Source organism: Burkholderia lata, from assembly GCF_000012945.1.
Lineage (GTDB): Bacteria > Pseudomonadota > Gammaproteobacteria > Burkholderiales > Burkholderiaceae > Burkholderia > Burkholderia lata.
On the sequence record NC_007510.1, the window covers coordinates 2,293,945 to 2,316,790 of the forward strand.

General features: G+C 64.9%; 21 protein-coding genes, 1 tRNA gene and 1 pseudogene. 10 read left to right on the forward strand and 13 right to left on the reverse strand.

Annotated elements, in window-relative coordinates; genetic code table 11:
• Positions 1-17: 17 nt before the first annotated feature.
• On the forward strand, positions 18-641 hold the full coding sequence (locus BCEP18194_RS41215; protein WP_011352375.1) for a hypothetical protein: 624 nt from the start codon (positions 18-20) through the stop codon (positions 639-641).
• A gap of 364 nt (positions 642-1,005) precedes the next feature.
• On the opposite strand, the gene BCEP18194_RS41225 is transcribed toward BCEP18194_RS41215, so the two are convergent.
• The 7 genes and pseudogenes from BCEP18194_RS41225 to BCEP18194_RS16295 form a co-directional block, all read right to left on the reverse strand.
• Positions 1,006-1,548: an HNH endonuclease signature motif containing protein gene (locus tag BCEP18194_RS41225; protein ID WP_011352377.1), complete on the reverse strand. Its 543-nt coding sequence runs from the start codon at positions 1,546-1,548 to the stop codon at positions 1,006-1,008.
• A complete protein-coding gene (locus tag BCEP18194_RS41230; RefSeq protein ID WP_011352378.1) occupies positions 1,545-2,000 on the reverse strand; it encodes a hypothetical protein in 456 nt (151 codons plus the stop codon). Before BCEP18194_RS41230 ends, BCEP18194_RS41225 begins: the two co-directional genes overlap by 4 nt.
• Before the next feature lie 292 nt (positions 2,001-2,292).
• Positions 2,293-2,616 carry a hypothetical protein gene (locus tag BCEP18194_RS16280; RefSeq protein ID WP_041492875.1) on the reverse strand — a complete coding sequence of 108 codons (324 nt, stop codon included), beginning with the start codon at positions 2,614-2,616 and terminating at the stop codon, positions 2,293-2,295.
• A gap of 276 nt (positions 2,617-2,892) precedes the next feature.
• On the reverse strand, positions 2,893-3,162 hold the full coding sequence (locus BCEP18194_RS16285; protein ID WP_011352379.1) for a serine protein kinase PrkA: 270 nt from the start codon (positions 3,160-3,162) through the stop codon (positions 2,893-2,895).
• Positions 3,163-3,184: 22 nt separating this feature from the next.
• The gene (locus BCEP18194_RS42095; RefSeq protein WP_011352380.1) at positions 3,185-3,451 is read right to left on the reverse strand and encodes a hypothetical protein; all 267 of its coding nucleotides are present in this window, start codon (positions 3,449-3,451) and stop codon (positions 3,185-3,187) included.
• Between the two features lie 374 nt (positions 3,452-3,825).
• A pseudogene (locus BCEP18194_RS42100) lies at positions 3,826-3,978 on the reverse strand (Arm DNA-binding domain-containing protein); the annotation flags it as partial.
• A 173-nt stretch (positions 3,979-4,151) separates the two neighbouring features.
• A tRNA-Leu gene (locus BCEP18194_RS16295) sits at positions 4,152-4,238 on the reverse strand.
• Positions 4,239-4,473: 235 nt separating this feature from the next.
• On the opposite strand from BCEP18194_RS16295, the gene hpnD reads away from it, so the two are divergent.
• On the forward strand, positions 4,474-5,307 hold the full coding sequence (gene hpnD / locus BCEP18194_RS16300) for a presqualene diphosphate synthase HpnD (protein ID WP_041492876.1): 834 nt from the start codon (positions 4,474-4,476) through the stop codon (positions 5,305-5,307).
• A 10-nt stretch (positions 5,308-5,317) separates the two neighbouring features.
• Here the strand turns inward: hpnD and BCEP18194_RS16305 are convergent, their stop codons facing one another.
• The 3 genes from BCEP18194_RS16305 to BCEP18194_RS16315 form a co-directional block, all read right to left on the reverse strand.
• Positions 5,318-6,538, reverse strand: coding sequence for a DUF1501 domain-containing protein (locus tag BCEP18194_RS16305; protein WP_011352383.1), 1,221 nt, complete (start codon positions 6,536-6,538; stop codon positions 5,318-5,320).
• Between the two features lie 67 nt (positions 6,539-6,605).
• Complete coding sequence (locus tag BCEP18194_RS16310) at positions 6,606-8,108, reverse strand: DUF1800 domain-containing protein (RefSeq protein WP_011352384.1); 1,503 nt, start codon at positions 8,106-8,108, stop codon at positions 6,606-6,608.
• A gap of 132 nt (positions 8,109-8,240) precedes the next feature.
• Positions 8,241-8,519, reverse strand: a complete 279-nt coding sequence (locus BCEP18194_RS16315; RefSeq protein ID WP_011352385.1) for a hypothetical protein — start codon at positions 8,517-8,519, stop codon at positions 8,241-8,243.
• 258 nt (positions 8,520-8,777) lie between these two features.
• Between BCEP18194_RS16315 and ompR the strand changes: the two genes are divergently transcribed.
• The 4 genes from ompR (at position 8,778) to BCEP18194_RS16335 (ending at position 12,256) form a co-directional block, all read left to right on the forward strand.
• Positions 8,778-9,512, forward strand: coding sequence for an osmolarity response regulator transcription factor OmpR (gene ompR / locus BCEP18194_RS16320; protein WP_006478565.1), 735 nt, complete (start codon positions 8,778-8,780; stop codon positions 9,510-9,512).
• A gap of 40 nt (positions 9,513-9,552) precedes the next feature.
• Positions 9,553-10,914 (forward strand): ATP-binding protein, encoded by a 1,362-nt coding sequence (locus BCEP18194_RS16325; protein WP_011352386.1) that lies wholly within the window; start codon positions 9,553-9,555, stop codon positions 10,912-10,914.
• Between the two features lie 189 nt (positions 10,915-11,103).
• Positions 11,104-11,652, forward strand: coding sequence for a peroxiredoxin (locus tag BCEP18194_RS16330; protein ID WP_011352387.1), 549 nt, complete (start codon positions 11,104-11,106; stop codon positions 11,650-11,652).
• A gap of 76 nt (positions 11,653-11,728) precedes the next feature.
• Complete coding sequence (locus BCEP18194_RS16335; protein ID WP_011352388.1) at positions 11,729-12,256, forward strand: carboxymuconolactone decarboxylase family protein; 528 nt, start codon at positions 11,729-11,731, stop codon at positions 12,254-12,256.
• A gap of 134 nt (positions 12,257-12,390) precedes the next feature.
• Here the strand turns inward: BCEP18194_RS16335 and ispF are convergent, their stop codons facing one another.
• Positions 12,391-12,876: a 2-C-methyl-D-erythritol 2,4-cyclodiphosphate synthase gene (gene ispF / locus BCEP18194_RS16340; RefSeq protein WP_011352389.1), complete on the reverse strand. Its 486-nt coding sequence runs from the start codon at positions 12,874-12,876 to the stop codon at positions 12,391-12,393.
• A 28-nt stretch (positions 12,877-12,904) separates the two neighbouring features.
• On the reverse strand, positions 12,905-13,615 hold the full coding sequence (gene ispD / locus BCEP18194_RS16345) for a 2-C-methyl-D-erythritol 4-phosphate cytidylyltransferase (RefSeq protein ID WP_011352390.1): 711 nt from the start codon (positions 13,613-13,615) through the stop codon (positions 12,905-12,907).
• 107 nt (positions 13,616-13,722) lie between these two features.
• Between ispD and mfd the strand changes: the two genes are divergently transcribed.
• The 4 genes from mfd (at position 13,723) to BCEP18194_RS16365 (ending at position 20,176) form a co-directional block, all read left to right on the forward strand.
• Positions 13,723-17,193 carry a transcription-repair coupling factor gene (mfd, locus tag BCEP18194_RS16350; RefSeq protein ID WP_011352391.1) on the forward strand — a complete coding sequence of 1,157 codons (3,471 nt, stop codon included), beginning with the start codon at positions 13,723-13,725 and terminating at the stop codon, positions 17,191-17,193.
• A 105-nt stretch (positions 17,194-17,298) separates the two neighbouring features.
• On the forward strand, positions 17,299-18,519 hold the full coding sequence (gene argE / locus BCEP18194_RS16355; protein ID WP_011352392.1) for an acetylornithine deacetylase: 1,221 nt from the start codon (positions 17,299-17,301) through the stop codon (positions 18,517-18,519).
• Positions 18,520-18,579: 60 nt separating this feature from the next.
• Positions 18,580-19,599: a threonine/serine dehydratase gene (locus BCEP18194_RS16360; RefSeq protein WP_011352393.1), complete on the forward strand. Its 1,020-nt coding sequence runs from the start codon at positions 18,580-18,582 to the stop codon at positions 19,597-19,599.
• A gap of 145 nt (positions 19,600-19,744) precedes the next feature.
• On the forward strand, positions 19,745-20,176 hold the full coding sequence (locus BCEP18194_RS16365) for a DUF3574 domain-containing protein (RefSeq protein WP_041492877.1): 432 nt from the start codon (positions 19,745-19,747) through the stop codon (positions 20,174-20,176).
• 84 nt (positions 20,177-20,260) lie between these two features.
• Here BCEP18194_RS16365 and BCEP18194_RS16370 read toward each other — a convergent pair whose 3' ends face one another.
• Positions 20,261-22,777 carry a penicillin-binding protein 1A gene (locus BCEP18194_RS16370; protein ID WP_011352395.1) on the reverse strand — a complete coding sequence of 839 codons (2,517 nt, stop codon included), beginning with the start codon at positions 22,775-22,777 and terminating at the stop codon, positions 20,261-20,263.
• Positions 22,778-22,846 lie beyond the last annotated feature (69 nt).

The window sequence follows — 22,846 nt, forward strand, 5'->3', positions numbered from 1 at the left end:
CGCGGCCGGGCGATCAAATGACGATCAAGAGCGGAACCCCTTGTCAGAAATGGATTCCCACCAAGTCGAATAAGTCGGGCCGATGTGATGACAAGAAGACCCAAGTCAGGCTGCCCTCACCACCTGCCTGCGGAAAATCTGTCGCTCCACTAAAGTTCCCTGGCGCCGAAGCCGATATTTCATTTCGCTGTCGCGCCGATCACAAAGGCCCGCATGCGATAAGATGGTCGTCTCACGCGCCACCGCAACGAATTGCAACTGCTTACAGGTACACCAGGAAGCTATCGAAGAATATGAAAGAAATCCTCCAGATACTTGATTCGATCGACTGGCCAACGAGCGTTACTCGACCTGACATAGAGAATCACTATGACGTTTATCTAGTGGACGACAAGGCCGTTGACGAACTAAACAGCAAGTACGGCATTTCAATTTTCGGCAGCAAAGACAATAACCGCATCGCAATCCATCGAAACCACACACCCCAACCCGGGGAACATCATTTTGTTTTCAATGGGTCTAACAACATTGCCGTTTTAGACGAAAAATCCGCTTTTCGCGGAAAAGTTATTTTTGAGAATAATTGCCGGTGCGTCCTGATGGGCCATCAGCACGCACTGACCATTCACGCCCACCTTTAGAAGAAGGCACCCTGATATGGGGACGAGGGGCGCGAACTTACGACTGCAGGATATGGGTGCATGGAGGGCGCACGGTATCAATTGGAGATGACTGCCTATTTTCCGAGGCCATCACCATTCGAACCAGCGACCATCACTCTGTTGTCGACCTTGATACGTACGAGGTAACAAATCGTCCGGAGAATGTTGCTCTCGACCGCCACGTCTGGATTGGGCCAAGCGTGTCAATTACGCGCGGCGTCACTATCGGAAAAGGGTCGATCGTTGGAATAGGCTCGGTGGTTACAAACTCCATTCCAGAAGCTGAGTTATGGGCCGGAGTACCGGCTAAATGCATCCGCAAAAATGTCTCGTGGGTAGATTCTCATCCCGCCAACAAATCCAATATTGAAGATTTGAAATCGCTCATGGGCGTATCGACTGCATCTGATCGATCTAACTGACGTTCAATGCCTTTTTGCAGGAATCCCACAGCGCCAATCGATCCGGCATGCCGTTCGGAGTGGCTGCTGATCGAGGGTTCCCGCGCAAGCACACGTGCAGACTGGGGCGAACGCCGGATCATCCTGACGATGGACTCGTCGACCTTTGCTGCCGGATGATCTGTGCCGCGTAGACGCGCGGCGCGCCCTTTCGCGACCTTGTCCTGGACGTTCTGATCGTTGGTTCCGAGCCAAAGATGGTTAGGATTCGCGCAGCACGGAACATCACACCGGTGCAGCACATGCAAGCCGCTGGGAATATCGCCGTTGAACAGCATGTACGAGACGCGATGGGACAGTTGCATGGATCCGTTGAGCCAGAACATGCCGTATCCCATCTCTGCGTCGACGTAGCCCTCCCACGCCCAGCACCCGCACATCGGGATCGGCTGAATCTTTTCGAGGAAACGTTCTCGCGCGCTCATGCCGGCGCTCCTTGCCGTACACCGTTGGCCCAGAGATGCGCCGATCGATCGCTGCAGCCCGCGTTTGTGGCCTGCCACTGGTACGTGAAGCCCGCCGCCTTCCACCACGGAACCGCGCCACCATCGAAGAGATCACCCTTCGCTCCAGGCTTCGCGTATTCCTCGAAGTGCCGATCACGTCCGAAGAACGTCGACGCCTGCTTCACGTACGGCGTGCCGATGTTGCCTGCAGCCTTCATGGCCGCTGCGTAGGCGACCACTGCCGCGATCAGCACATCTGGATCGATGCCTTCACGGACCCGAGCGTTCCATGCCCACTGAGCAGCCTGCTTCGAATTCGAGCCTTCACGGTTCGGATATTGCCGCCATGCATCATCGAATTTCGAATCGCACGAACGAGTAGGTTTACTTCCTGGTTTAACTTCCTGTTTTGTGGTGCTGTCAGCACCCACCCCTCCCTGCTGTGAGCACCTACCGTAGGTGCAGTGTGCACATACCCGTCGGTGCTATCAGCACCTACTACCCCCACGGATGCCCCCACTCTCAGGAGGTACTGATTCGGAAGGTTGACGCCATTTTGCGTCTGGCGACGAATCTCGATCAGCACGCACTCTTTGGCGAGTCGGTCATGCGACGGATCGCAACGACCCGTATGCGCATTGCAGCAATTCGCCAGCATGAGCAGGACGAGCTTCTGGAGGGCCGGCAAGTCCTGCTCGACAGCCCAGGTCATTGCCTGGAAGCTCATCGCATGGACTCCTGGATCGCCAGTTCCATGACCAGTCGTTGATCGGCGCTGCGCGCACGGATCTCGCTGTACATCGCGTGTTTGCAGACGCGCCGCCAGAGAGGTGTTGCAACGGGCGACAGCATTAGGGCGCCGAGTGCGCTGATGCGGAGCTCACGCTCGTAGTCGGCTCGAGCCTGCCCGGTCAACTCAGTCACATCGGCTTGGTCGATCGACCAGATTCGAATGTCCGGACAGAAAAACCGCCGGCTCCTCCAAATGGATCGATAACCCTGGCACGGGGGATTTCCATACACGACGTCAAGTTCGATACGATTCATTCTTACCATCCCTGCCCAATACTTACTAAGTAGTACGAATCATGCAAAACAAAGCCCCGCCTTTGTGGAAAGCTGCCGGCGGCCAAGCCGGTTCGGTTTGCCGGAGGGTTCGGCTTACCTCAACTCTCCCCAAAAACGGGGCTTCCCTCTTTGCCCATCGATTGGCAGTCGACAGACATAAGCTAACTCAGTTTCCCGTCGGTTTCTGGCGTCCACCAGCCATATCGACGGCGAAGACCGCCGGACGGGCTTCAAAGCCCACCACAAAGGCCGCCACTACCAGAAAAGAAGTCGCCCAAAGCCTTGACGCAGACAGCGATATTGCGCGAACTGTGTAGCCCCGAGCACCGCACGGCGAGCGGACCTGGCGAAGTTCACCATCACGTGCTCGATCACTTCATCCATTCCGTGGAACTCACGGAATTCCGGATACACCTTGATGACCTTGTTCGCGAAGATCACCATGTTCACGAGCATTCCCGGTGTCGGCTTGTTGACGTTCTCGGCGATCTTCGGCGGCTCGCTACCCTCGATGATCGGTGCCATTTTTTTGTTTGCGCAAGGGCAATCACGCCGCCTCCTGCCCTTCGTGAGGCGCCATGGCATAGCCAAGCGGATGCTGCAGCCACCAATGCACCTCGGCGTTGCTGTAGCAGGAGTGCGTGCGGCTCATGCGGATCGGCTGGGGCGCCTTGCCGGCGAGCCCCAGCTTCCTCCAGGACTCGCGGCACATCGGAATAAAGGGCGCGATCTGAGCCCATTTGGAGAGGCCGACCCTCGGGAGGATCGGCTCGATCGGCTTGCCGGAATCGGCTGGCGCTGCTGTTTTCTTCACTTTCGCTCACCGCTGGAGGTGTTGGTGAGCTAATGCTACGGATTCGGTACGCTCGATGTAACGGCAGTATTTCTATGGTTTTGGTTCGTCTACCGCCGTTGCGCTCGACAATGAAAATGGATCGAATGGGCGTCCCCATTGAGCAACGTACTTCTCTATGTTCCTGTCATCTAATGTTGTCCGAAAGCCCTCGAACCGCATAAGTTCAGAAATGATCCAACTGTGAGGTTTCCCCAAGCGCAAACGATTAATTTGGTCGATCCGATACGCAAAAAGCCGTTCTTTCGCCGTTTCGTCGAAACGCGAAATCGGATAGACCTGTTGAGCGCCCATCTGTCGTAGTGCCGCGAGCACCCGAGCCAAGTCCTCGAAGTCATCCGCTTCTCTTTGCCGTCGATGCGATACTTCAATCGCCAGTACTTCGACCCGTTCGGCATGACCTCAAGGTACATGCCTTGGCCGTCGGCCAGCTTGTAGGATTTTTCGCGAGGCTTGGCCGCACGAACGGCGACATCGGTAAGGGGCATTTGAGCATGGCGGCATTTCGATGCCCTTGATCAGGAAAACTGCCCCCCTACGATGCCCCCTGATTTCGTGGGTGTCAATGAGAAACACTGGGCAACGCTGGTAGCAAAAAGCCCCGCAAGTCATTGACTGGCAGGGCTTTTTGGGCAACGACGGTTGTCGTTGGGAGTATCTGTGGTGCGTGAGGCCGGACTCGAACCGGCACACCCTTGCGGGCGTCAGGACCTAAACCTGGTGCGTCTACCAATTTCGCCACTCACGCGCATTTCTGTCGCCTGACCACGCGGCACGCAAGATGCGTTGCCACGCGCCCGGGACATCGCGCCGGCTTGTAACCGGCACGCCCGATCAGGCGAGCGCGAGATTCTACCCGATCCGTACGAGCTTGTCTCGCCCCCGCCGGCACCCATCGTGCAGCGATGCTAGAATGCCGCGCTCGACGTTTCGGCACCGCGCCGCCGCGCGTCCCCCGAACCCGCCCCCACACGATTCCGCCCGTGAACTTCGACGACTACTGTCAGCAAAAGGCCGCCCCTGCGGGCTCCAGCGTCTACTACGCGCTGCGCCAGGCGCCGCTCGCCACGCAGCCGCGCCTGACCGCGCTGTTCGCGCTGCGCCGCGAACTCGAGGAAACCGTCAAGGAAACCAGCGACCCGACCGTCGGACACACGAAGCTCGCGTGGTGGCACAAGGAACTCGCGGCGCTGGCCGACGGACAGCCTTCGCACCCGGTCACGAAGGCGCTCGCCAAGCATCACCCGGCGATCGCCGCCGAAGCCGATGCGTTGCGTACGCTCGTCAACGGTTACGGGATGGATCTCGAACAGGCGCGCTACCTCGATCTCGCGAACCTGCAGCGCTATATCGCGCAGGTCGGCGGCACTTTCGCGTCGCTGGTCGCGCGCGCAAGTTCGGCAAACCCGGCGGACCCGCAACCGTGGGCCGCGGACGCCGGCCGCGCGCTGATGCTCGCGCAATTCGTGCAGGACCTCGGTAACGATGCGCGCCACGGCCGCATCTACCTGCCGATCGACGAACTGCAGCGCTACAACGTGACCGCGGCCGATCTGCTGAACCGCCGCTACAGTCCGGCCTTCACCGAATTGCTGCAATTCCAGACGGCCCGCGCGCGCGAAGCACTCGTGGCCGCCGAAGCGGCGATCCCGGCATCCGAACGCCGCGCCCAGCGCACGCTGCGCGCGCAGCTCGCACTGGCCGCTTCGCTGCTCGACGAAATCGAACGCGACGGCTACCAGGTGCTGCATCAGCGCATCGCGCTGACGCCGATCCGCAAGCTGTGGATCGCGTGGCGCACCGCGCGCCGCCGCTGATCCTCGCTCCTCACGCCTTCAACAACGGCAGCGTATCGAAGCGCTGCTGCAGCACGCGGGTCGCGTCGAGCCCCCACCACGGCCCGAGCACGGTCGCGTAGAGCTGGCGGAAATCGACCGCGACCGGCAGATTGCCGTTGCCGTCGAGCCGCCCAAGCGCCGGCGGCGCACCGTACAGCCCGCCGGCCACGCGGCCGCCCATCACGAAATGCGGCGCGGCCGTGCCGTGATCGGTGCCGTTGCTCTGGTTCTCGCGCACGCGCCGCCCGAATTCCGCATACGTCATCACGAGCGTCTGGTTCCAGCGGCCGAGCTCGATCAACGCGCCGCGCATCGCGCTCATCCCTTCCGCGAACTGCTTGAGCAGTGCAGCCTGCTGCCCCGGCTGGTTCTGGTGCGTATCGAAGCCGTTGAGCGTCAGACGCAGCACCGCGACACCATCCTGCGCGCCGGGCCCGGACGCTTCGCATGCGGCCAGCACCTGCATCGCGGTCTTGACCGACGTGCCGAACGCGCCGGCCGGAAAGGCTGTCCGGAATTCACGCATCCCGCCGCGCGGGCGCAGCCGGTCGGCCGCCTTCACGATGTCGTTCTCGACGTCGATGATGTGGGCGAGCGCAGGGTTCTGTTCGCGCAGCGACGACGGCTCGGCAAGCCGGGCCGCACGGATGAACTGCGCGGGATTGACGAGCGCGATCGCACGCGCACCGTTCGACAGCGGCCCCATCTCGGCGCTGCCGAGCACGACGCCGTCGGCCGCGAAACCGGGCGGTACGGGTGCTTGCGCGAACGTGCGCGTGAGCCAGCCTTCGTGCAGGTATTGATCCGAGCGCGACGCGGTATCCCAGATCTCGATCGAGCGAAAGTGCGACAGGTTCGGCTGCGGATAGCCGACGCCCTGCACGACCGCGACCTGCCCGTCGCGCCACAGCGGCATCAGCGGCGCAAGCGACGGATGCAGCCCCGTGTGTGCGTCGAGTTGCAGCACCTGCTCGCGCTTGATGCCGATGCTGCGCCGGAACTGGTAATACAGCGGGTCCGCATACGGCACCACCGTGTTGAGGCCATCGTTGCCGCCCTTCAACTCGACGAGGATCAGCACGTTCGCATACCCGGGCGCCGGTTGGCGCCCCGCCTGCGCCACGGAAGCCGCCATCGCAGGCGCCTGCCACATCGACACGCCGGCCGCGGCCGCAGCGCCCGTCAGCGTCAGAAAATCACGTCGGTTCATCGCGCATCCTTTGGTTCGCCGTCCGGCACCTTTGCCGCACCGGCTCCCCGCTTCATCGTCGTTCGAATCATTTCAGTTGATAGGCCGGATCCATCAGCAGCGCCTCGAGATACGCGCTGCCGGTCGAATCCGTGTCGATCGCCGCGACCGGCGACAGTTGCAGCACCGCGTGCTGCAACTGAAGCTCGGTCGACAAGCCCGCGATCGCCTGCGGCCGTGCGCGATATTGGGCAAGCCAGCGTTCGAGGTCGAAACGCAGGCCGGCGCGCGCGGGCTTGGCGGGCGTGCTGCGCATGCCGGCGGCGGACGCCGTATCGACCACCGGCATCGCATGCGCGCGGACATTCGGCGCCGGCGACATCGCATGCGCCGGCGGGTGCATGCCGGCTGTCTCCGTCGCGCGAAACAGTTGCTCGACGAACTGCTTGCGCGCGAGCAGCGTGGTGCTGTTGATCCACAGCGCGCCACCGGGCCAGCCCTTCACGTTCGGCGGGTAGAACAGGTTCTGCCCGAGCGTGCGCACGGTGTTCGCGAGCATCTGCGGATCGCCGTATGACACGTCGAACAGCCGCACCGACCCGACGACGAATTCCGCCGGCGACTTGACGAGCACGCCGCGGTTGCGTGGATCCCAGAAGGCGTCGGTCGACCACAGCGCGGCGAGCGCCGCGCGAATGTCGTAGCCGCTCGACCGAAACCGTTCGGCCACCGCATCGAGCGCGCCCGGATCGGGCGTATCCGACACGAACTCGCGCCACAGCTTGGCGGCGATGAAGCGCGCGGTGCCGGGCCGCTTCAGCAGGATGTCGAGAAAGCCGTCGCCGTCGAACGGCCCCGTTTCGCCGAGGATCGTCTTGTCGCCCGCATCGTGCAGATCCGGCCGCACCTGGAAGCGATAAGTATCGGGATCGACGGTCCAGCCCGTCATCGCGCGTGCGGCTTCGGTCACGTCGTATTGCGTGTAATGCCCTTCGCCGAGCGTGAACAGCTCCATCACCTCGCGCGCGAAATTTTCGTTCGGGCGCCCCTTGCGATTGCTCGCGCCGTCGAGGTACTGCAGCATCGCCGGGTCCTTCGCGACCGCGTGCAGCAGCACGCCGAAATTGCCGAGCGCCTCGCGGCGAAACAGTGCGTTCTGTGCCGCCATCGTCTGCGGGTAAGGCACCTTGTCCTGCCCCGACGTGAAGTGCCCGTGCCAGAACAGCGTCATGCGTTCGGTGAGCGGCGACGGCGTCACGATCATCTCGTTGACCCACGCCGCGCGCAGCGCATCGTAACGAACGTTGCGCTCGCGCTGCTCGTCGCGCCGCATGTCGGGGGTCAGCGCCTGGCGCTGCGCGCGCGTCGGCGGCAACTCGGCGATCCAGTCGGGCCACGTCGTGACGGGGTCGCGGCGAACGTTGCCGAGCGTGTCGGCCACGACCTGCGCGCGCGTCATGCCGACGACGCGCGCAACATCGGCGGGCGCGGGAGAAAAACCGGTACGACTCAGGAAAAACAATGCATCGTCGGCATCGAGCGGCGACTGCATCGCGGGCGACGGCGCCGGTGCGGCAACGTTCGCTTTCATCGTCATGGACTCCCGGAACGCACCGGCGGTGCGGATGCCGGTACAACGGCAATCGGCAGGCGAAAGTTGACGGAAAAATTGCTACGAATCTTTTCCGCGCGGCATGTTCCGCGCAAGGCGAAGGACGGCGTGTCAGCGCTTGTACAGCTCGCGAACGGCGTCCTCGATGTGCTGGCGCAAAAGGTGGCGCTCCTCGGGCGTCATGTGCCCGTCGCGGCGGCGCTGTTCGAGATCGGGAGGCACGGCGGAACGGACCGTCATTTCGGCGGTACGATCGGACTGCGGCGCTTTGCCGCGCGGCAGCTTGCGCGACGATGCGCCCTGCTCGGGGCGCTGCGCATACGCGAAGTTCGACGCATACGGACCGGCAAGCGCGATCGTCAGCATCAGTGCAATCCGGGCAGATCGCATGACCGTCCTCGCTTCTTTGGTCGATTTGTTCCCTTCGTCACGCGGCAACCGGTTACCTCTGGTACTTGAAAAACCCTGCGGAATTCGGGTGTGCAAAGATGAAAGATGGAGTGCAGGGGAGTATCTACCGAATTTCGGCTTCGAGTAAAGGAATCTCTATAGCCTGCCTTTACTCGGCGCGACACTACGGGTAAATTTTGTAACCGACTGTAACGCCCGAAAATACGCGGCCGTGCGTCAATTCCCATTCGCGATAAGATGCCGATCATGGAAACGAAAAACCCCTCCAAGATTCTCGTCGTCGACGACGACCCGCGCCTGCGCGATCTGCTGCGCCGCTATCTCGGCGAGCAGGGTTTCAATGTCTACGTCGCCGAAAACGCGACCGCAATGAACAAGCTCTGGGTACGCGAGCGTTTCGACCTGCTCGTGCTCGACCTGATGCTTCCGGGCGAAGACGGCCTGTCGATCTGCCGCCGCCTGCGCGGCAGCAACGACCGCACGCCGATCATCATGCTCACCGCGAAGGGCGAGGATGTGGATCGCATCGTCGGCCTCGAGATGGGCGCCGACGATTACCTGCCGAAGCCGTTCAACCCGCGCGAGCTCGTCGCACGCATTCATGCGGTGCTGCGCCGCCAGGCGCCGGCCGAACTGCCGGGCGCGCCGTCCGAAACCACCGAGGTGTTCGAGTTCGGCGAGTTCTCGCTGAACCTCGCGACGCGCACGCTGACGAAGTCCGGCCAGGAAATTCCGCTCACCACCGGCGAGTTCTCGGTGCTGAAAGTGTTCGCGCGTCACCCGCGCCAGCCGCTGTCGCGCGAGAAGCTGATGGAACTCGCGCGCGGCCGTGAATATGAAGTATTCGACCGCAGCCTCGACGTGCAGATCTCGCGCCTGCGCAAGCTGATCGAACCGGATCCGGGCAGCCCGCGTTTCATCCAGACCGTCTGGGGCCTCGGCTACGTGTTCATCCCGGACGGCGCCGCCTGATCTTTTTTCTTTCCGGTTTCGCCCGCCCACGGCCCGTCCCATGCGTATCGACCGGCGCCTCCTGCAGCTCGCGTTCGGCGGGCTGTTCTGGCGCACCTTCCTGCTGATCGCGCTGCTGATCTCGGTCAGTCTCGCCGCGTGGTTCCAGAGCTTTCGCGTGATCGAGCGCGAGCCGCGTGCGCAGCGCGTCGCGCTGCAGCTCGTCGCGATCGTGAAGCTCACGCGCACCGCCCTGCTCTATTCCGATCCCGATCTGCGGCGCGCGCTGCTTCAGGATCTCGAGAGCAACGAGGGCGTGCGCGTTTACCCGCGCGAGAAAACCGACAAGTTCAAGCTGCAGCCCGACGAATCGCTGAACCGTCTGATCGAACACGACATCCGCAGCCGCCTCGGCGACGATACCGTGATCGCACAGTCGGTCAACGACATTCCCGGCGTATGGATCAGCTTCAAGATCGACGACGACGATTACTGGGTCGCGCTCGACCGCGACCAGCTCGACAACGTCACGGGCCTGCAGTGGGCCGGCTGGGGGCTGTTCGCGCTCGCATTGTCGCTATTCGGCTCCGCGTTCATCACAAGCCTCGTGAACCGGCCGTTCTCGCGGCTCGCGCTCGCCGCGCGCCAGGTCGGTTCGGGCCAGGCGCCCGACCCGCTGCCCGAGCGCGGGATGGGCGTCGCGGCCGACACCAACCGCAGCTTCAACCAGATGGTGCGCGACCTCGAGCAGCTCGAGGCCGACCGTGCGCTGATGCTCGCGGGCATCTCGCACGACCTGCGCACGCCACTCGCGCGGCTACGGCTCGAAACCGAGATGAGCCCGTCCGACCAGGCGACCAAGGATGCAATGGTCGACGACATCGAGCAGATGGACCGCATCATTGCGGCCTTCATCGACTACGCGCGCCCGTCGCAACGCAAACCGGAGCCCGTCGACCTGTCGTCGATCGCGCAGGAAGTCGCCGCACGCTTGTCGGGCGAGGATGGCGTCGAGATCCGCACGCGGCTCGCGCCGAGCGCGATCATCGAAGCCGACGAGACCGACATGCGCCGCGTGATCGGCAACCTCGTCGAGAACGCGCGCAAGTACGGGCAAAGCAAGCAGGACGGCGTGTCGCGCATCACGCTCGAGACACGTGTGTCGCACGCACGCGTCGAGCTGTCGGTGAGCGACGAAGGCCCCGGCATCCCCGAGGATCAACTACCGCTGGTGATGCGGCCGTTCTACCGCGTCGACACCGCCCGCACCAAGGCGGACGGCACGGGCCTCGGGATGGCGATCGTGCTGCGTCTCGTCGGCCGTTATCGCGGCGCGCTGCGCCTGCGCAACCGCAACCCCGAAGCGGGCCTCGAAGTCACGCTCGAATTCCCCGGCGCCGGCAAGGCGCGTGCGACTGCGTGACGCGCTCGCGCACGCTTCTTGCACTGCACACTATCGATCCGGTTGAAAAAAGCTATGAAGGTCGTTAGTCAAAATCTATTGAAGTGACTAACTAATAGTGTTATAGTTTTGCCCATGCTGTCACATCATCGTTGCAGCACCGAGGTAGCTTGACTCAGTCTTCTTCCCAACTCATACAGGAGTATCCGCATGAAAACCGTGGGCGATAAACTCGAAGCTTTCACCGTCGTAGCCGCGAAGCCGGGCTTCAATCATCACGAGGAAAACGGCCAGTCGGCATTCGAGACCGTCACTGAAGCGTCGTTCCCGGGCAAGTGGAAGATCATCTACTTCTATCCGAAGGATTTCACGTTCGTGTGCCCGACGGAAATCGTCGAGTTCGCGAAGCTCACGAAGCAGTTCGAAGAGCGCGATGCCATCCTGCTGGGCGGCAGCTCGGACAACGAATTCGTCAAGCTCGCATGGCGCCGTGAGCACAAGGACCTCGACAAGCTGAACCACTACGCGTTCGGCGACGTCAAGGGCGAGCTGATCGACCAGCTCGGCGTGCGCGACAAAGAAGCCGGCGTGGCCCTGCGTGCAACGTTCATCGTCGATCCGGACAACACGATCCAGCACGTTTCGGTGAACAACCTGAACGTCGGCCGTAGCCCGGAAGAAGTCCTGCGGATTCTGGACGGCCTGCAAACGGACGAACTGTGCCCGTGCAACCGTGCAGTCGGCGGCGCAACGCTGTAAGCGCATCGATGCACGAAGCCCGCGGCGCACGTCCTGCCTGCGGGCTTTTTTAACGGCCAACCCATAGGAGATATCAATGGAATTCATCGATTCGATTAAGGCGCGTATTCCCGACTACGCGAAGGACATTCGCCTGAACCTCGACGGCACGATCTCGCGCTCGTCGCTCGAAGGCACCGACGCGGTCGGCGTCGCGCTGGCGGCGGCCATCGCGGCGAAGAGCACGGTGCTCATCAAGACGATCCGCGAAGCCGGCGTCCTGTCGCCCGAAGAGACGAACGCCGTGCTGACGGCGGCCGCGCTGATGGGGATGAACAACACCTGGTATCCGTATGTCGAGATGGCCGACGATGCCGACCTGAAGACGCAACGCGCCGAGCTGCGGATGGGCGCGTATGCGACGCACGGTGGCGTCGACAAGCGCAAGTTCGAGATGTACGCGCTCGCCGCGTCGATCGTCGGCAAGTGCCACTTCTGCGTGAAGTCGCACTATGCGCTGCTGAAGAACGAGCAAGGGATGACCGTCACGCAGCTGCGCGACGTCGGCCGCATCGCGTCGGTGATCAACGCCGCCGCGCAAGTGATCGCCGCGGAAGGCGAATGAGCGGTTGCACCACCGGGCCGGCAGCCATGCCGGCCCGGTAGCCGCTCCAAAAAAAGAAAATGCCACGCATTCGCGTGGCATTTTTCATTTCCGCTGCACAGCGCGACGGGCGAACCGCGCGCCGCAGCCGGGCGTCAGCCGCCCTGCTTCACCAGCAGCGCGGCGGCCTGCGCCTCGATCCCCTCGCCGCGGCCGAGATAGCCGAGCTTCTCGTTGGTCTTCGCCTTCACGTTCACGCGATCGAGCGGCAGCCCGAGATCGGCCGCGATGTTCGCGCGCATCCCGTCGATATGCGGTGCCAGCTTCGGTGCCTGGGCGATCACGGTGCTGTCGACGTTCTGGATCGTGAAACCGGCCGCGTTGATGCGTGCAACGCACTCGCGCAGCAGCACGCGGCTGTCGGCGCCCTTGAATGCCGCGTCCGTGTCGGAGAAATGGCGGCCGATGTCGCCGAGCGCCGCCGCGCCGAACAGCGCGTCGGTGATCGCGTGCAGCAGCACGTCCGCGTCCGAGTGGCCGAGCAGGCCGCGTTCGTACGGAATCGTCACGCCGCCGATGATGAGGGGGCGCCCCTCGACGAGCTGGTGCACGTCGTAGCCTTGTCCGATTCTGAAATCCATGCGTATTCCGATTGTGAGGGGGTGAAAGTCAGGAAGCGTTCGTGGAACGCGCGAGGATCGCTTCCGCGAGCGCGAAATCTTCCGGGTACGTGACCTTGAAATTGCGCAGGCTGCCCTGCACGACGCGCGGCGTATGGCCGGCCCATTCGATCGCGCTCGCTTCGTCGGTCAGGTCGTGCCCTTCGCGCTGCGCGCGCAGGATCGCCTCGCGCAGCATGCCGATGCGGAACATCTGCGGCGTCTGCGCCTGCCACAGCGCGTCGCGCGACTCGGTGCGCGCGATCGCGTCGCCGCCGGCCGGCACGCGCTTGAGCGTATCGGCCACCGGCAGCGCGACGATGCCGCCGACCGGATCGTCCTTCAGCGTCGCGACCAGCGTGCGGATCAGCTCCGGCGTGATGCCCGGGCGCGCGGCGTCGTGCACCAGCACCCAGTCGTGGTCGGTCGCGCCGAATTCGGCCAGTTCGAGCAGCCCGTTCAGCACCGACGCCTGGCGCGAGCCGCCGCCGCAGCGGCGCACCGCGAAGCGCAGGCCCGCGAAGCGGCGTGCGTCGAAATGGGAATCGTCGGGCGCGAGGACGACGAGCGTCTGTGCGAATTCGCTGCACGCGTCGAACGCGGCAAGCGTGTAGTGCAGCAGCGCGCGGCCGGCCAGCGTGCGGTATTGTTTCGGCACGGCCGAGCCGGAACGGCTGCCGGTACCGGCACAGGGAATCAGGGCGAAAAGTCGGGGAGTCACGAAAGGAAACGCCGGAAAGATGAAATCGAGAAGCGGATTTTATAATAGGTCTTTCGTCTCGACCGGCGCACCGCGATGCGCCCGTGCACGCCACCCCTGTCGTCCCTATGCCAGATAACGCTTCCACCCCGTCCGCCTCGCCCGTTGCCCGCGTCAAGCCCGGCCAGCGCTTCGCCTTCGACGGCGCGCATGGTTCCGCCGACGCGCTCGCCATCGCCCGTTATCTCGCCGACAACCGCCAGGACGTGCCGCTCCTTGCGGTGATCTGCGCGAACGCGGTCGACGCGCAACGGCTCTCGCAGGAAATCCGCTACTTCTCGCCCGACGCGCGCGTGCGCCTGCTGCCGGACTGGGAAACGCTGCCGTACGACACGTTCTCGCCGCACCAGGATCTCGTATCCGAGCGGCTCGCGACGCTGCACGACCTCGGCGAGGGCCGCTGCGACATCCTGCTCGTCCCCGCGACCACCGCGCTGTACCGGATGCCGCCCGCGTCGTTCATGGCCGCGTACACGTTCGCATTCGCGCAGGGCGAGCGGCTCGACGAGGCGAAGCTGAAGGCGCAGCTCACGCTGGCCGGCTACGAGCACGTGAGCCAGGTCGTGCGGCCCGGCGAATACTGCGTGCGCGGCTCGCTGATCGACCTGTACCCGATGGGCTCGCCGCTGCCGTACCGGATCGACCTGTTCGACGACCAGGTCGACTCGATCCGCGCGTTCGACCCGGACACGCAGCGCAGCCTGTACCCGGTGCGCGACGTGCGCCTCCTGCCCGGCCGCGAGTTTCCGTTCGACGAAGCCGCGCGCACGGCCTTCCGCAGCCGCTGGCGCGAGACCTTCGAAGGCGACCCGAGCCGCGCGCCGATCTACAAGGACATCGGCAACGGCGTGCCGTCGGCCGGCATCGAGTATTACCTGCCGCTGTTCTTCGACGAAACCGCCACGCTGTTCCACTATCTGCCGCAGGATGCGCACCTCGTGTTCACCGGCGATCTCGAAGCGTCGATCCGACGCTTCACGGCGGATACGAAGCAGCGCCACGCGTTCCTCGCGCACGATCGCGAGCGGCCGATCCTCGAGCCGCAGCGCCTGTTCCTGTCCGACGAGGATTTCTTCGCGTTCGCGAAGCCGTTCGCACGGGTCGTACTGCCCGCGCAGCCGGCCGGCGGCTGGGCGACGGCGCTGCCCGAGCTCACCGTCGATCGCCATGCCGACGATCCGCTCGCGTCGCTGCGCACGTTCGTCGAATCGTCAGGCAAGCGCGTGCTGCTGACCGTCGAATCGGCCGGCCGCCGCGAGACGATCCTGCAACTGCTCGCCGAACACCATCTGCGCCCCGCGTCGAACGACCACTTCGCCGGCTGGCTCGAGAGCGACGAACGCTTCGCACTTGGCGTCGCGCCGCTCGCGAACGGCTTCGCGGTGCCGGACGAAGGCTATGCGGTCGTCACCGAAACCGAGCTGTACGGCGCGCTCGGCCGCCGCGCGGGCCGTCGCCGTCAGGAACAGGCGAGCAACGTCGACGCGATGGTGCGCGACCTGTCGGAGCTGAAGGTCGGCGACCCGGTCGTCCACGCGCAGCACGGCATCGGCCGCTACATGGGCCTCGTGTCGATGGATCTCGGCGAAGGCGAAACCGAATTCCTGCATCTCGAATACTCGGGCGACAGCAAGCTCTACGTGCCCGTCGCGCAATTGCACGTGATCTCGCGCTACAGCGGTGCCGATCCCGACAGCGCACCGCTGCACGCGCTCGGCTCCGGCCAGTGGGAACGCGCGAAGCGCAAGGCCGCGCAGCAGATCCGCGATACGGCCGCCGAGCTGCTGAACCTGTACGCGCGCCGCGCGGCCCGCGAAGGCCACGCGTTCTCGCTCGATCCGCGCGACTACGTGAAGTTCGCGGAAAGCTTCGGCTTCGAGGAAACGCCCGACCAGGCGGCCGCCATCGCGGCCGTGATCGGCGACATGACGAGCGGCAAGCCGATGGACCGCCTCGTGTGCGGCGACGTCGGCTTCGGCAAGACCGAGGTCGCGCTGCGCGCCGCGTTCATCGCGGTGCTGGGCGGCAAGCAGGTCGCGCTGCTGTCGCCGACCACGCTGCTCGCCGAGCAGCACACGCAGACCTTCGCCGACCGCTTCGCGGACTGGCCGGTGCGGATCGTCGAGCTGTCGCGCTTCAAGACCGCGAAGGAAGTCAACGCGGCGATCGCGCAGATCAACGAAGGCAGCGTCGACATCGTGATCGGCACGCACAAGCTGTTGTCGTCGGACGTGCAGTTCAAGCGCCTCGGTCTCGTGATCATCGACGAGGAACACCGCTTCGGCGTGCGCCAGAAGGAAGCGCTGAAGGCGTTGCGCGCGGAAGTCGACGTGCTGACGCTCACCGCGACGCCGATCCCGCGCACGCTCGGGATGGCGCTCGAAGGGCTGCGCGATTTCTCGGTCATTGCAACCGCGCCGCAGAAGCGGCTCGCGATCAAGACCTTCGTGCGCCGCGAGGAAGAAAGCGTGATCCGTGAGGCGATGCTGCGCGAACTGAAGCGCGGCGGCCAGGTGTACTTCCTGCACAACGAGGTCGAGACGATCGAGAACCGCAAGGCGATGCTCGAGGCGCTCGTGCCCGAAGCGCGCATCGTGATCGCGCACGGCCAGATGCACGAACGCGAACTCGAACGGGTGATGCGCGATTTCGTCGCGCAGCGCGCGAACGTGCTGCTGTGCACGACCATCATCGAAACCGGCATCGACGTGCCGAGCGCGAACACGATCATCATGCACCGCTCGGACAAGTTCGGTCTCGCGCAGCTTCACCAGCTGCGTGGCCGCGTCGGCCGCTCGCATCACCAGGCGTACGCATACCTGCTGGTCCACGATCCGCAGGCGCTGACCAAGCAGGCGCAGCGCCGGCTGGAAGCGATCCAGCAGATGGAGGAACTCGGCTCGGGCTTCTATCTCGCAATGCACGACCTCGAGATCCGCGGCACCGGCGAGGTGCTCGGCGACAAGCAGTCGGGCGAGATCCACGAGATCGGCTTCCAGCTCTATACGGACATGCTGAACGACGCGGTGAAGGCGCTGAAGAACGGCAAGGAGCCCGACCTTACCGCCCCGCTCGCGGCGACGACGGAAATCAACCTGCATGCGCCCGCGATCCTGCCGGCCGACTACTGCGCGGACGTGCAGGAGCGGCTGTCGCTGTACAAGCGTCTCGCGAACTGCGAGCACGGCGACGCGATCGACGGTATCCAGGAGGAGCTGATCGACCGCTTCGGCAAGCTTCCGCCGCAGGCGCACGCGCTCGTCGAAACGCACCGGCTGCGGATCGCCGCGAAGCCGCTCGGCATCGTGAAGATCGACGCGAGCGAGGTGGCGATCGGGCTGCAGTTCGAGCCGAATCCGCCGATCGATCCGATGCGGATCATCGAGATGGTGCAGAAGCATCGGCACATCAAGCTCGCGGGCCAGGACAAGCTGCGCATCGAGACGCGCTCGCCCGATCTCGCGATCCGCGTGTCGACGATCAAGGAAACGCTGCGCGCGCTCGGACCCAGGCAGGGAGCAGCTGCCGCGGCGCGCTGACGCGATAGTGACGGGTGTGGCGTTGCTGCACCGCACTGCACCCGGCGCGGGCGGGCCGACGCGTTTTTGAGTATGATTTTCCCATTCATCAGACGGAGTTTTGCCATGTCCACTCTCGACGCGACAGCGCCGTCCGCCGCAACCCAAGGCGACGCGTCGCTCGTCAGCCTGCCCTGGATCAAGCAACTGGTGTCGATGGACACGACGAGCCGCGTGCCGAACCTCGGCCTGATCGAAACGGTGCGCGACGCGCTCGCCGCGAAAGGCATCGCATCGACGATCACGCACGATCCGCGCGAAGGCTGGGCGAACCTGTTTGCGACCGTGCCCGCGCACGACGGCTCGACGAACGGCGGCATCGTGCTGTCGGGACATACCGACGTCGTGCCGGTCGACGGCCAGCAATGGGACAGCAACCCGTTCGCGCCGGAAATCCGCGACGGCCGCCTCTACGGCCGCGGCACCTGCGACATGAAGGGCTTCATCGGCACCGCGCTCGCGCTGCTGCCCGAAATGCAGGCGACCAAGCTCGCGAAGCCGATCCATTTCGCGCTGTCCTACGACGAGGAAATCGGCTGCGCCGGTGCGCCGCTGATGATCGCGGATCTGGTCAAGCGCGGCGTGCAACCGTCCGGCTGCATCGTCGGCGAGCCGACCAGCATGCGGCCGATCATCGCGCACAAGGGCATCAACGCGTACCGCTGCTGCGTGCGCGGCCACGCGGCGCATTCGTCGCTGACGCCGAAGGGGCTGAACGCGATCGAGTATGCGGCGCGCCTCATCTGCCACATCCGCGACATCGCCGACCGCTTCCGCGCCGAAGGCCCGTTCGACGCACTCTACGACGTGCCGTTCACCACCGCGCAGACGAGCACGATCCAGGGCGGCAACGCGATCAACACGGTGCCGGCCGAATGCCGGTTCGACTTCGAGTTCCGCAACCTGCCGACGCTCGATCCCGAGCAGATCTTCACGCGCATCGAAGCGTATGCACGCGAAACACTGCTGCCGCAGATGCTGCGCGAGCATCCGAATGCCGCGATCGAGTTCTCGAAGATCGCCGCGGCGCCCGGCCTCGACGCAACCGAACAGGCCGCAATCACGCAGCTCGTGCGCGCGCTGACGGCCGACCAGGACAAGCGCAAGGTCGCCTACGGCACCGAGGCCGGCCTGTTCGAACGCGCGGGCATCCCGAGCGTCGTGTGCGGGCCCGGCAACATCGAGCAGGCGCACAAGCCGAACGAATATGTCGAGCTCGCGCAGCTCGCCGGCTGCGAGCAGTTCCTGCGCAAGTTCATCCGCAGCATGTCGGTCGACGCGCACTGACTGCCCCCCGCCACGCCGGCCCGCGTGTGCGGGCCGGCCCACTCCGCCACCCGCCACGTCATGTCGACTGAACAACAGGGCACCGCCCATCCGACGATCGACGGCGAGCCGATCCCGACGCTCGACGAAATCGCCGCGCAGCATTTCGCGCTGTCGCCCTGGGTCGCGCGCACGCCCGTGTTCGAGCGCGCCGACCTGCCGTCCCTCGAGGGCACGCACGTCAACTTCAAGTTCGAGTTGCTGCAGGTCAGCGGCAGCTTCAAGGCGCGCGGCGCATTCACGCACCTGCTCGCGCTCGACGAGGCGCGCAAGAACGCCGGCGTCACCTGCGTGTCGGCCGGCAATCACGCGGCGGCCGTCGCGTATGCGGCGATGCGGCTCGGCAGCAGCGCCAAGGTCGTGATGTTCCATACCGCGAGCCCGTCGCGCATCGCGCAGTGCAAGCAGTACCGCGCGGAAGTCGTGCTGGCCGGCAGCGCGTCGCAGGCGTTCGACCTGGTCCGGCGGATCGAGGCCGAGGAAGGCCGCTTCTTCATCCATCCGTTCAACGGGTATCACACGATCCTCGGCACCGCGACGCTCGGCTACGAATGGGCGACGCAGACGCCCGACCTCGACGCGGTGATCGTGCCGATCGGCGGCGGCGGGCTCGCGGCCGGCATGGCGACCGCGCTGCGGCTCGCGAACCCGCGCGTGCACGTGTACGGCGTCGAGCCGGAAGGCGCCGATGCGATGAGCCGCAGCTTCGCGGCGAATCACACGATCAAGATGAGCGCGATGCAGACGATCGCCGATTCGCTGATGGCGCCGCATACCGAGGAATACAGCTACCAGCTGTGCCGGCGCCACGTCGACCGCATCGTCACCGTGTCCGACGACGCACTGCGTGCCGCGATGCTGTTCCTGTTCTCGCAACTGAAACTGTCCGTCGAACCGGCGTGCGCGGCCGCACTGGCCGCGCTGCTCGGCCCGCTGCGCGAAACGCTGCAGGGCAAGCGCGTCGGCGTGCTGCTATCCGGCACCAATACCGACCCAGGCACACTCGGCATGCATCTCGCACACGCGAAATTGCAGCCCTGACCCCACATCGGGCCCACGCGGACAAACCTAGGGTTATCCCCAGATTATGTTGACAGCCCTGTTGATAACCCGCCGGACAAGCACGCAAGTGGTTGAGCGCGCAGCATTTTGCGCGCGCGGAGGTCGATCGTCACGAAATGGGCAAATGCGGTCGCTGGCCGCATGCACGATGGCGATCGCGCTGCTCGCCGGTTGCGCGGCACCGCCCTCGCCCGTCGCCGGCGCGCCGTCGGCCTGCACGCAACCGGGCGAAAGCGCCATGCTGCAGGCCGACCTGCTGTTCGGGCGCGACATCACGGGGCGCGGCCCCGTCACCGATGCGGAGCGCGCGGCCTTCCTCGCCGACACGGTCACGCCGCGGTTCCCCGACGGCCTCACCTACTGGGACACGCACGGCCAGTGGCGCGACCGGGCAAGCGGCGGGATCACGCGTGAAGACAGCTTCGTGATCCGTATCATCGCCGACGATACGTCCGACACACGTGCGCGGCTCGCCGCGATCCGGCAAACGTACATGCAGCGATTCCACCAGCAATCGGTCGGCATGACGGTCGTAGCGGCCTGCGCGTCGTTCTGATTCCCCTTCTCTCCGCCGACAATTCGCGCAAAAAAAACGGGCGCCCGAAGGCGCCCGTCGCATGCCGGAACTGCGGCGTGCCGCTTACTTGCTCTCGAACATGTCCATGATCTGCTGCTTCTCCTGCGGCGTGACGGGCGGCGGCGCCAGCCCCGCCGCGCCGGCCGAACCGAGTGCGTCGTTCGCGCTGATCGAATTCTCGGCCGGGTTGATGTCGACGTTCGCGACGAAGCCATTGCCCGGCGTGCGATCGGCGTAGTACAGCTCGCCGTCGATCGAAGTCAGGCCGTCCGGCATCGGCATCTGCTGTTCGGGTACGCCGTTCAGCGCGGTGCGCATGTAGTTCACCCAGATCGGCAACGCGAGCTGTGCGCCGAATTCGCGGCTGCCGAGGCTCTTCGGCTGGTCGAAGCCCATCCACGCGACCGCGACGAGCGACTGCTGGTAGCCGGCGAACCAGCCGTCCTTCGCGTCGTTGGTCGTACCCGTCTTGCCCTGCAGGTCGCTGCGGCCCAGTGCATTGGTGCCCGCGCCGGTGCCGGCCGTCGCGACCGAATGCAGCAGGCTGTTCATCACGTACGCGTTGCGGCCTTCGATCGTGCGCGGTGCCGTGCTGCCCGCGAGCACCGGCTGCGACTTCTGCAGCGCCTGGCCGCGTGCATCGTCGACCTCGGCGATCAGGTACGGATCGACCTTGTAGCCGCCGTTCGCGAACACCGCATAGCCGGTCGCGAGCTGCAGCGGCGTCACGAGGCCCGCGCCGAGTGCCATCGGCAGGTAAGGCGGCGTCTTCGCGGGATCGAAGCCGAAGCGCTGCGTCACGTACTGCTGCGCATACTGCGTACCGATCGACGCGAGGATCCGGATCGACACGAGGTTCTTCGAACGCTGCAGGCCGGTGCGCATCGTCATCGGGCCATCCGGCTGGTCGTCGTCCTTCGGCTCCCATGCGGTGCCGCCCGGCACGCTCGGCGGGAAGTACAGCGGCGCGTCGTTGATCATCGTCGCCGGCCCCATGCCCTTGTCGAGCGATGCCGAGTAGATGAACGGCTTGAACGACGAGCCCGGCTGCCGCCATGCCTGCGTCACGTGGTTGAACTTGCTCTTGTTGAAGTCGAAGCCGCCGACGAGCGAGCGGATCGCGCCATCCTGCGGCGCCATCGCGACGAGCGCGCCTTCGACCTGCGGCAGTTGCACGACCTGCCAGCCCGTCTTGCCGTCCTTCAGCACGCGCACGACCGAGCCCGGCTTGATGCGCAGCGTGTCGTTCGCGCGGGGGCTGAGCGCGCCCGCCACGAAGCGCAGCCCGGCCGGGCCGATCGTCGTGGTCGCGCCGCCGACGAACTGCACCTCGACCGCATTCGGCGACGCCGACAGCACCACTGCCGACTGCAGGTCGCCGTTGTCCGGGTGATCGGCGAGCGCGTCGTCGATCGCCTCGTCGCGGTCGTCGCCGGCCGCGGGCAGCTTGATCGTCGCTTCCGGCCCGCGATAGCCGTGGCGGCGCTCGTAGTCGAGAATGCCGCGACGCACGGCCTGGTACGCGGCTTCCTGGTCGGACGAGTTGATCGTCGTCGTGACGGTCAGCCCGCGCGTATAGGTTTCATCCTTGTACTGCTGGTACATCATCTGCCGCACCATCTCGGCGACGTACTCGCCGTGCACCGCGTACTGGTTGCCCGGCGTGCGCACGTGGATCTCTTCCTTCACGGCTTCGTCGTACTGCGGCTGCGTGATGTAGCCGACCTCGAGCATGCGCTTCAGGATGTATTCCTGGCGCACCTTCGCGCGCTTCGGATTGACGACCGGGTTATACGCGGACGGCGCCTTCGGCAGCCCCGCGAGCATCGCCGCTTCCGCGAGCGTGATGTCCTTCAGGTCCTTGCCGAAATACACGCGCGCGGCGGCCGCGAAGCCGTACGAACGCTGGCCGAGATAGATCTGGTTCATGTACAGCTCGAGGATCTGGTCCTTCGTCAGGGCCCTCTCGATCTTGTACGCGAGCAGCATTTCGTAAATCTTGCGCGTGTAGGTCTTCTCGCTCGACAGGAAGAAGTTGCGCGCGACCTGCATCGTGATCGTGCTCGCGCCCTGGCGCGCGCCGCCGTGCATCAGGTCGGCGACACCCGCGCGCAGGATACCGACGAAGTCGACGCCGCCGTGTTCGTAGAAGCGGTAGTCCTCGATCGCGAGCACAGCCTTCTTCATCACGTCCGGGATTTCCTGGAAGCGCACGAGGCTGCGGCGCTCTTCGCCGAACTCGCCGATCAACACGTGATCGGCCGTGAACACGCGCAACGGTACTTTCGGCTGGTAGTTGGTCAGCGCATCGAGCGACGGCAGCTGCGGCGCCATCACGACCAGCGCGTAGCCGACGATCAGCGCGCCGACGATCGCCAGCGTCACGAACAGGCCGGCGAACCACAGCATGACGCGCGAGCCGAACGAGCGACCGCGCCCTCCGCCGCCGCTGCGCTGGGTGCGGCGGTCGTCGTCGCGATCGTCGTCATCGGGGTAATAGGCTCCGGACGGTGAACGGCGCAGCGTGTAGTGGGGTTCGTTCCTGTCGGAAGAAGAAGGCGGTCGTTTGATAATTGGCATGTCGGAATGGCGGGCGTACGTGGCGCCCTCGGACGCATGCGGAAATGCAGGCGAATGAATCAGAGCGGA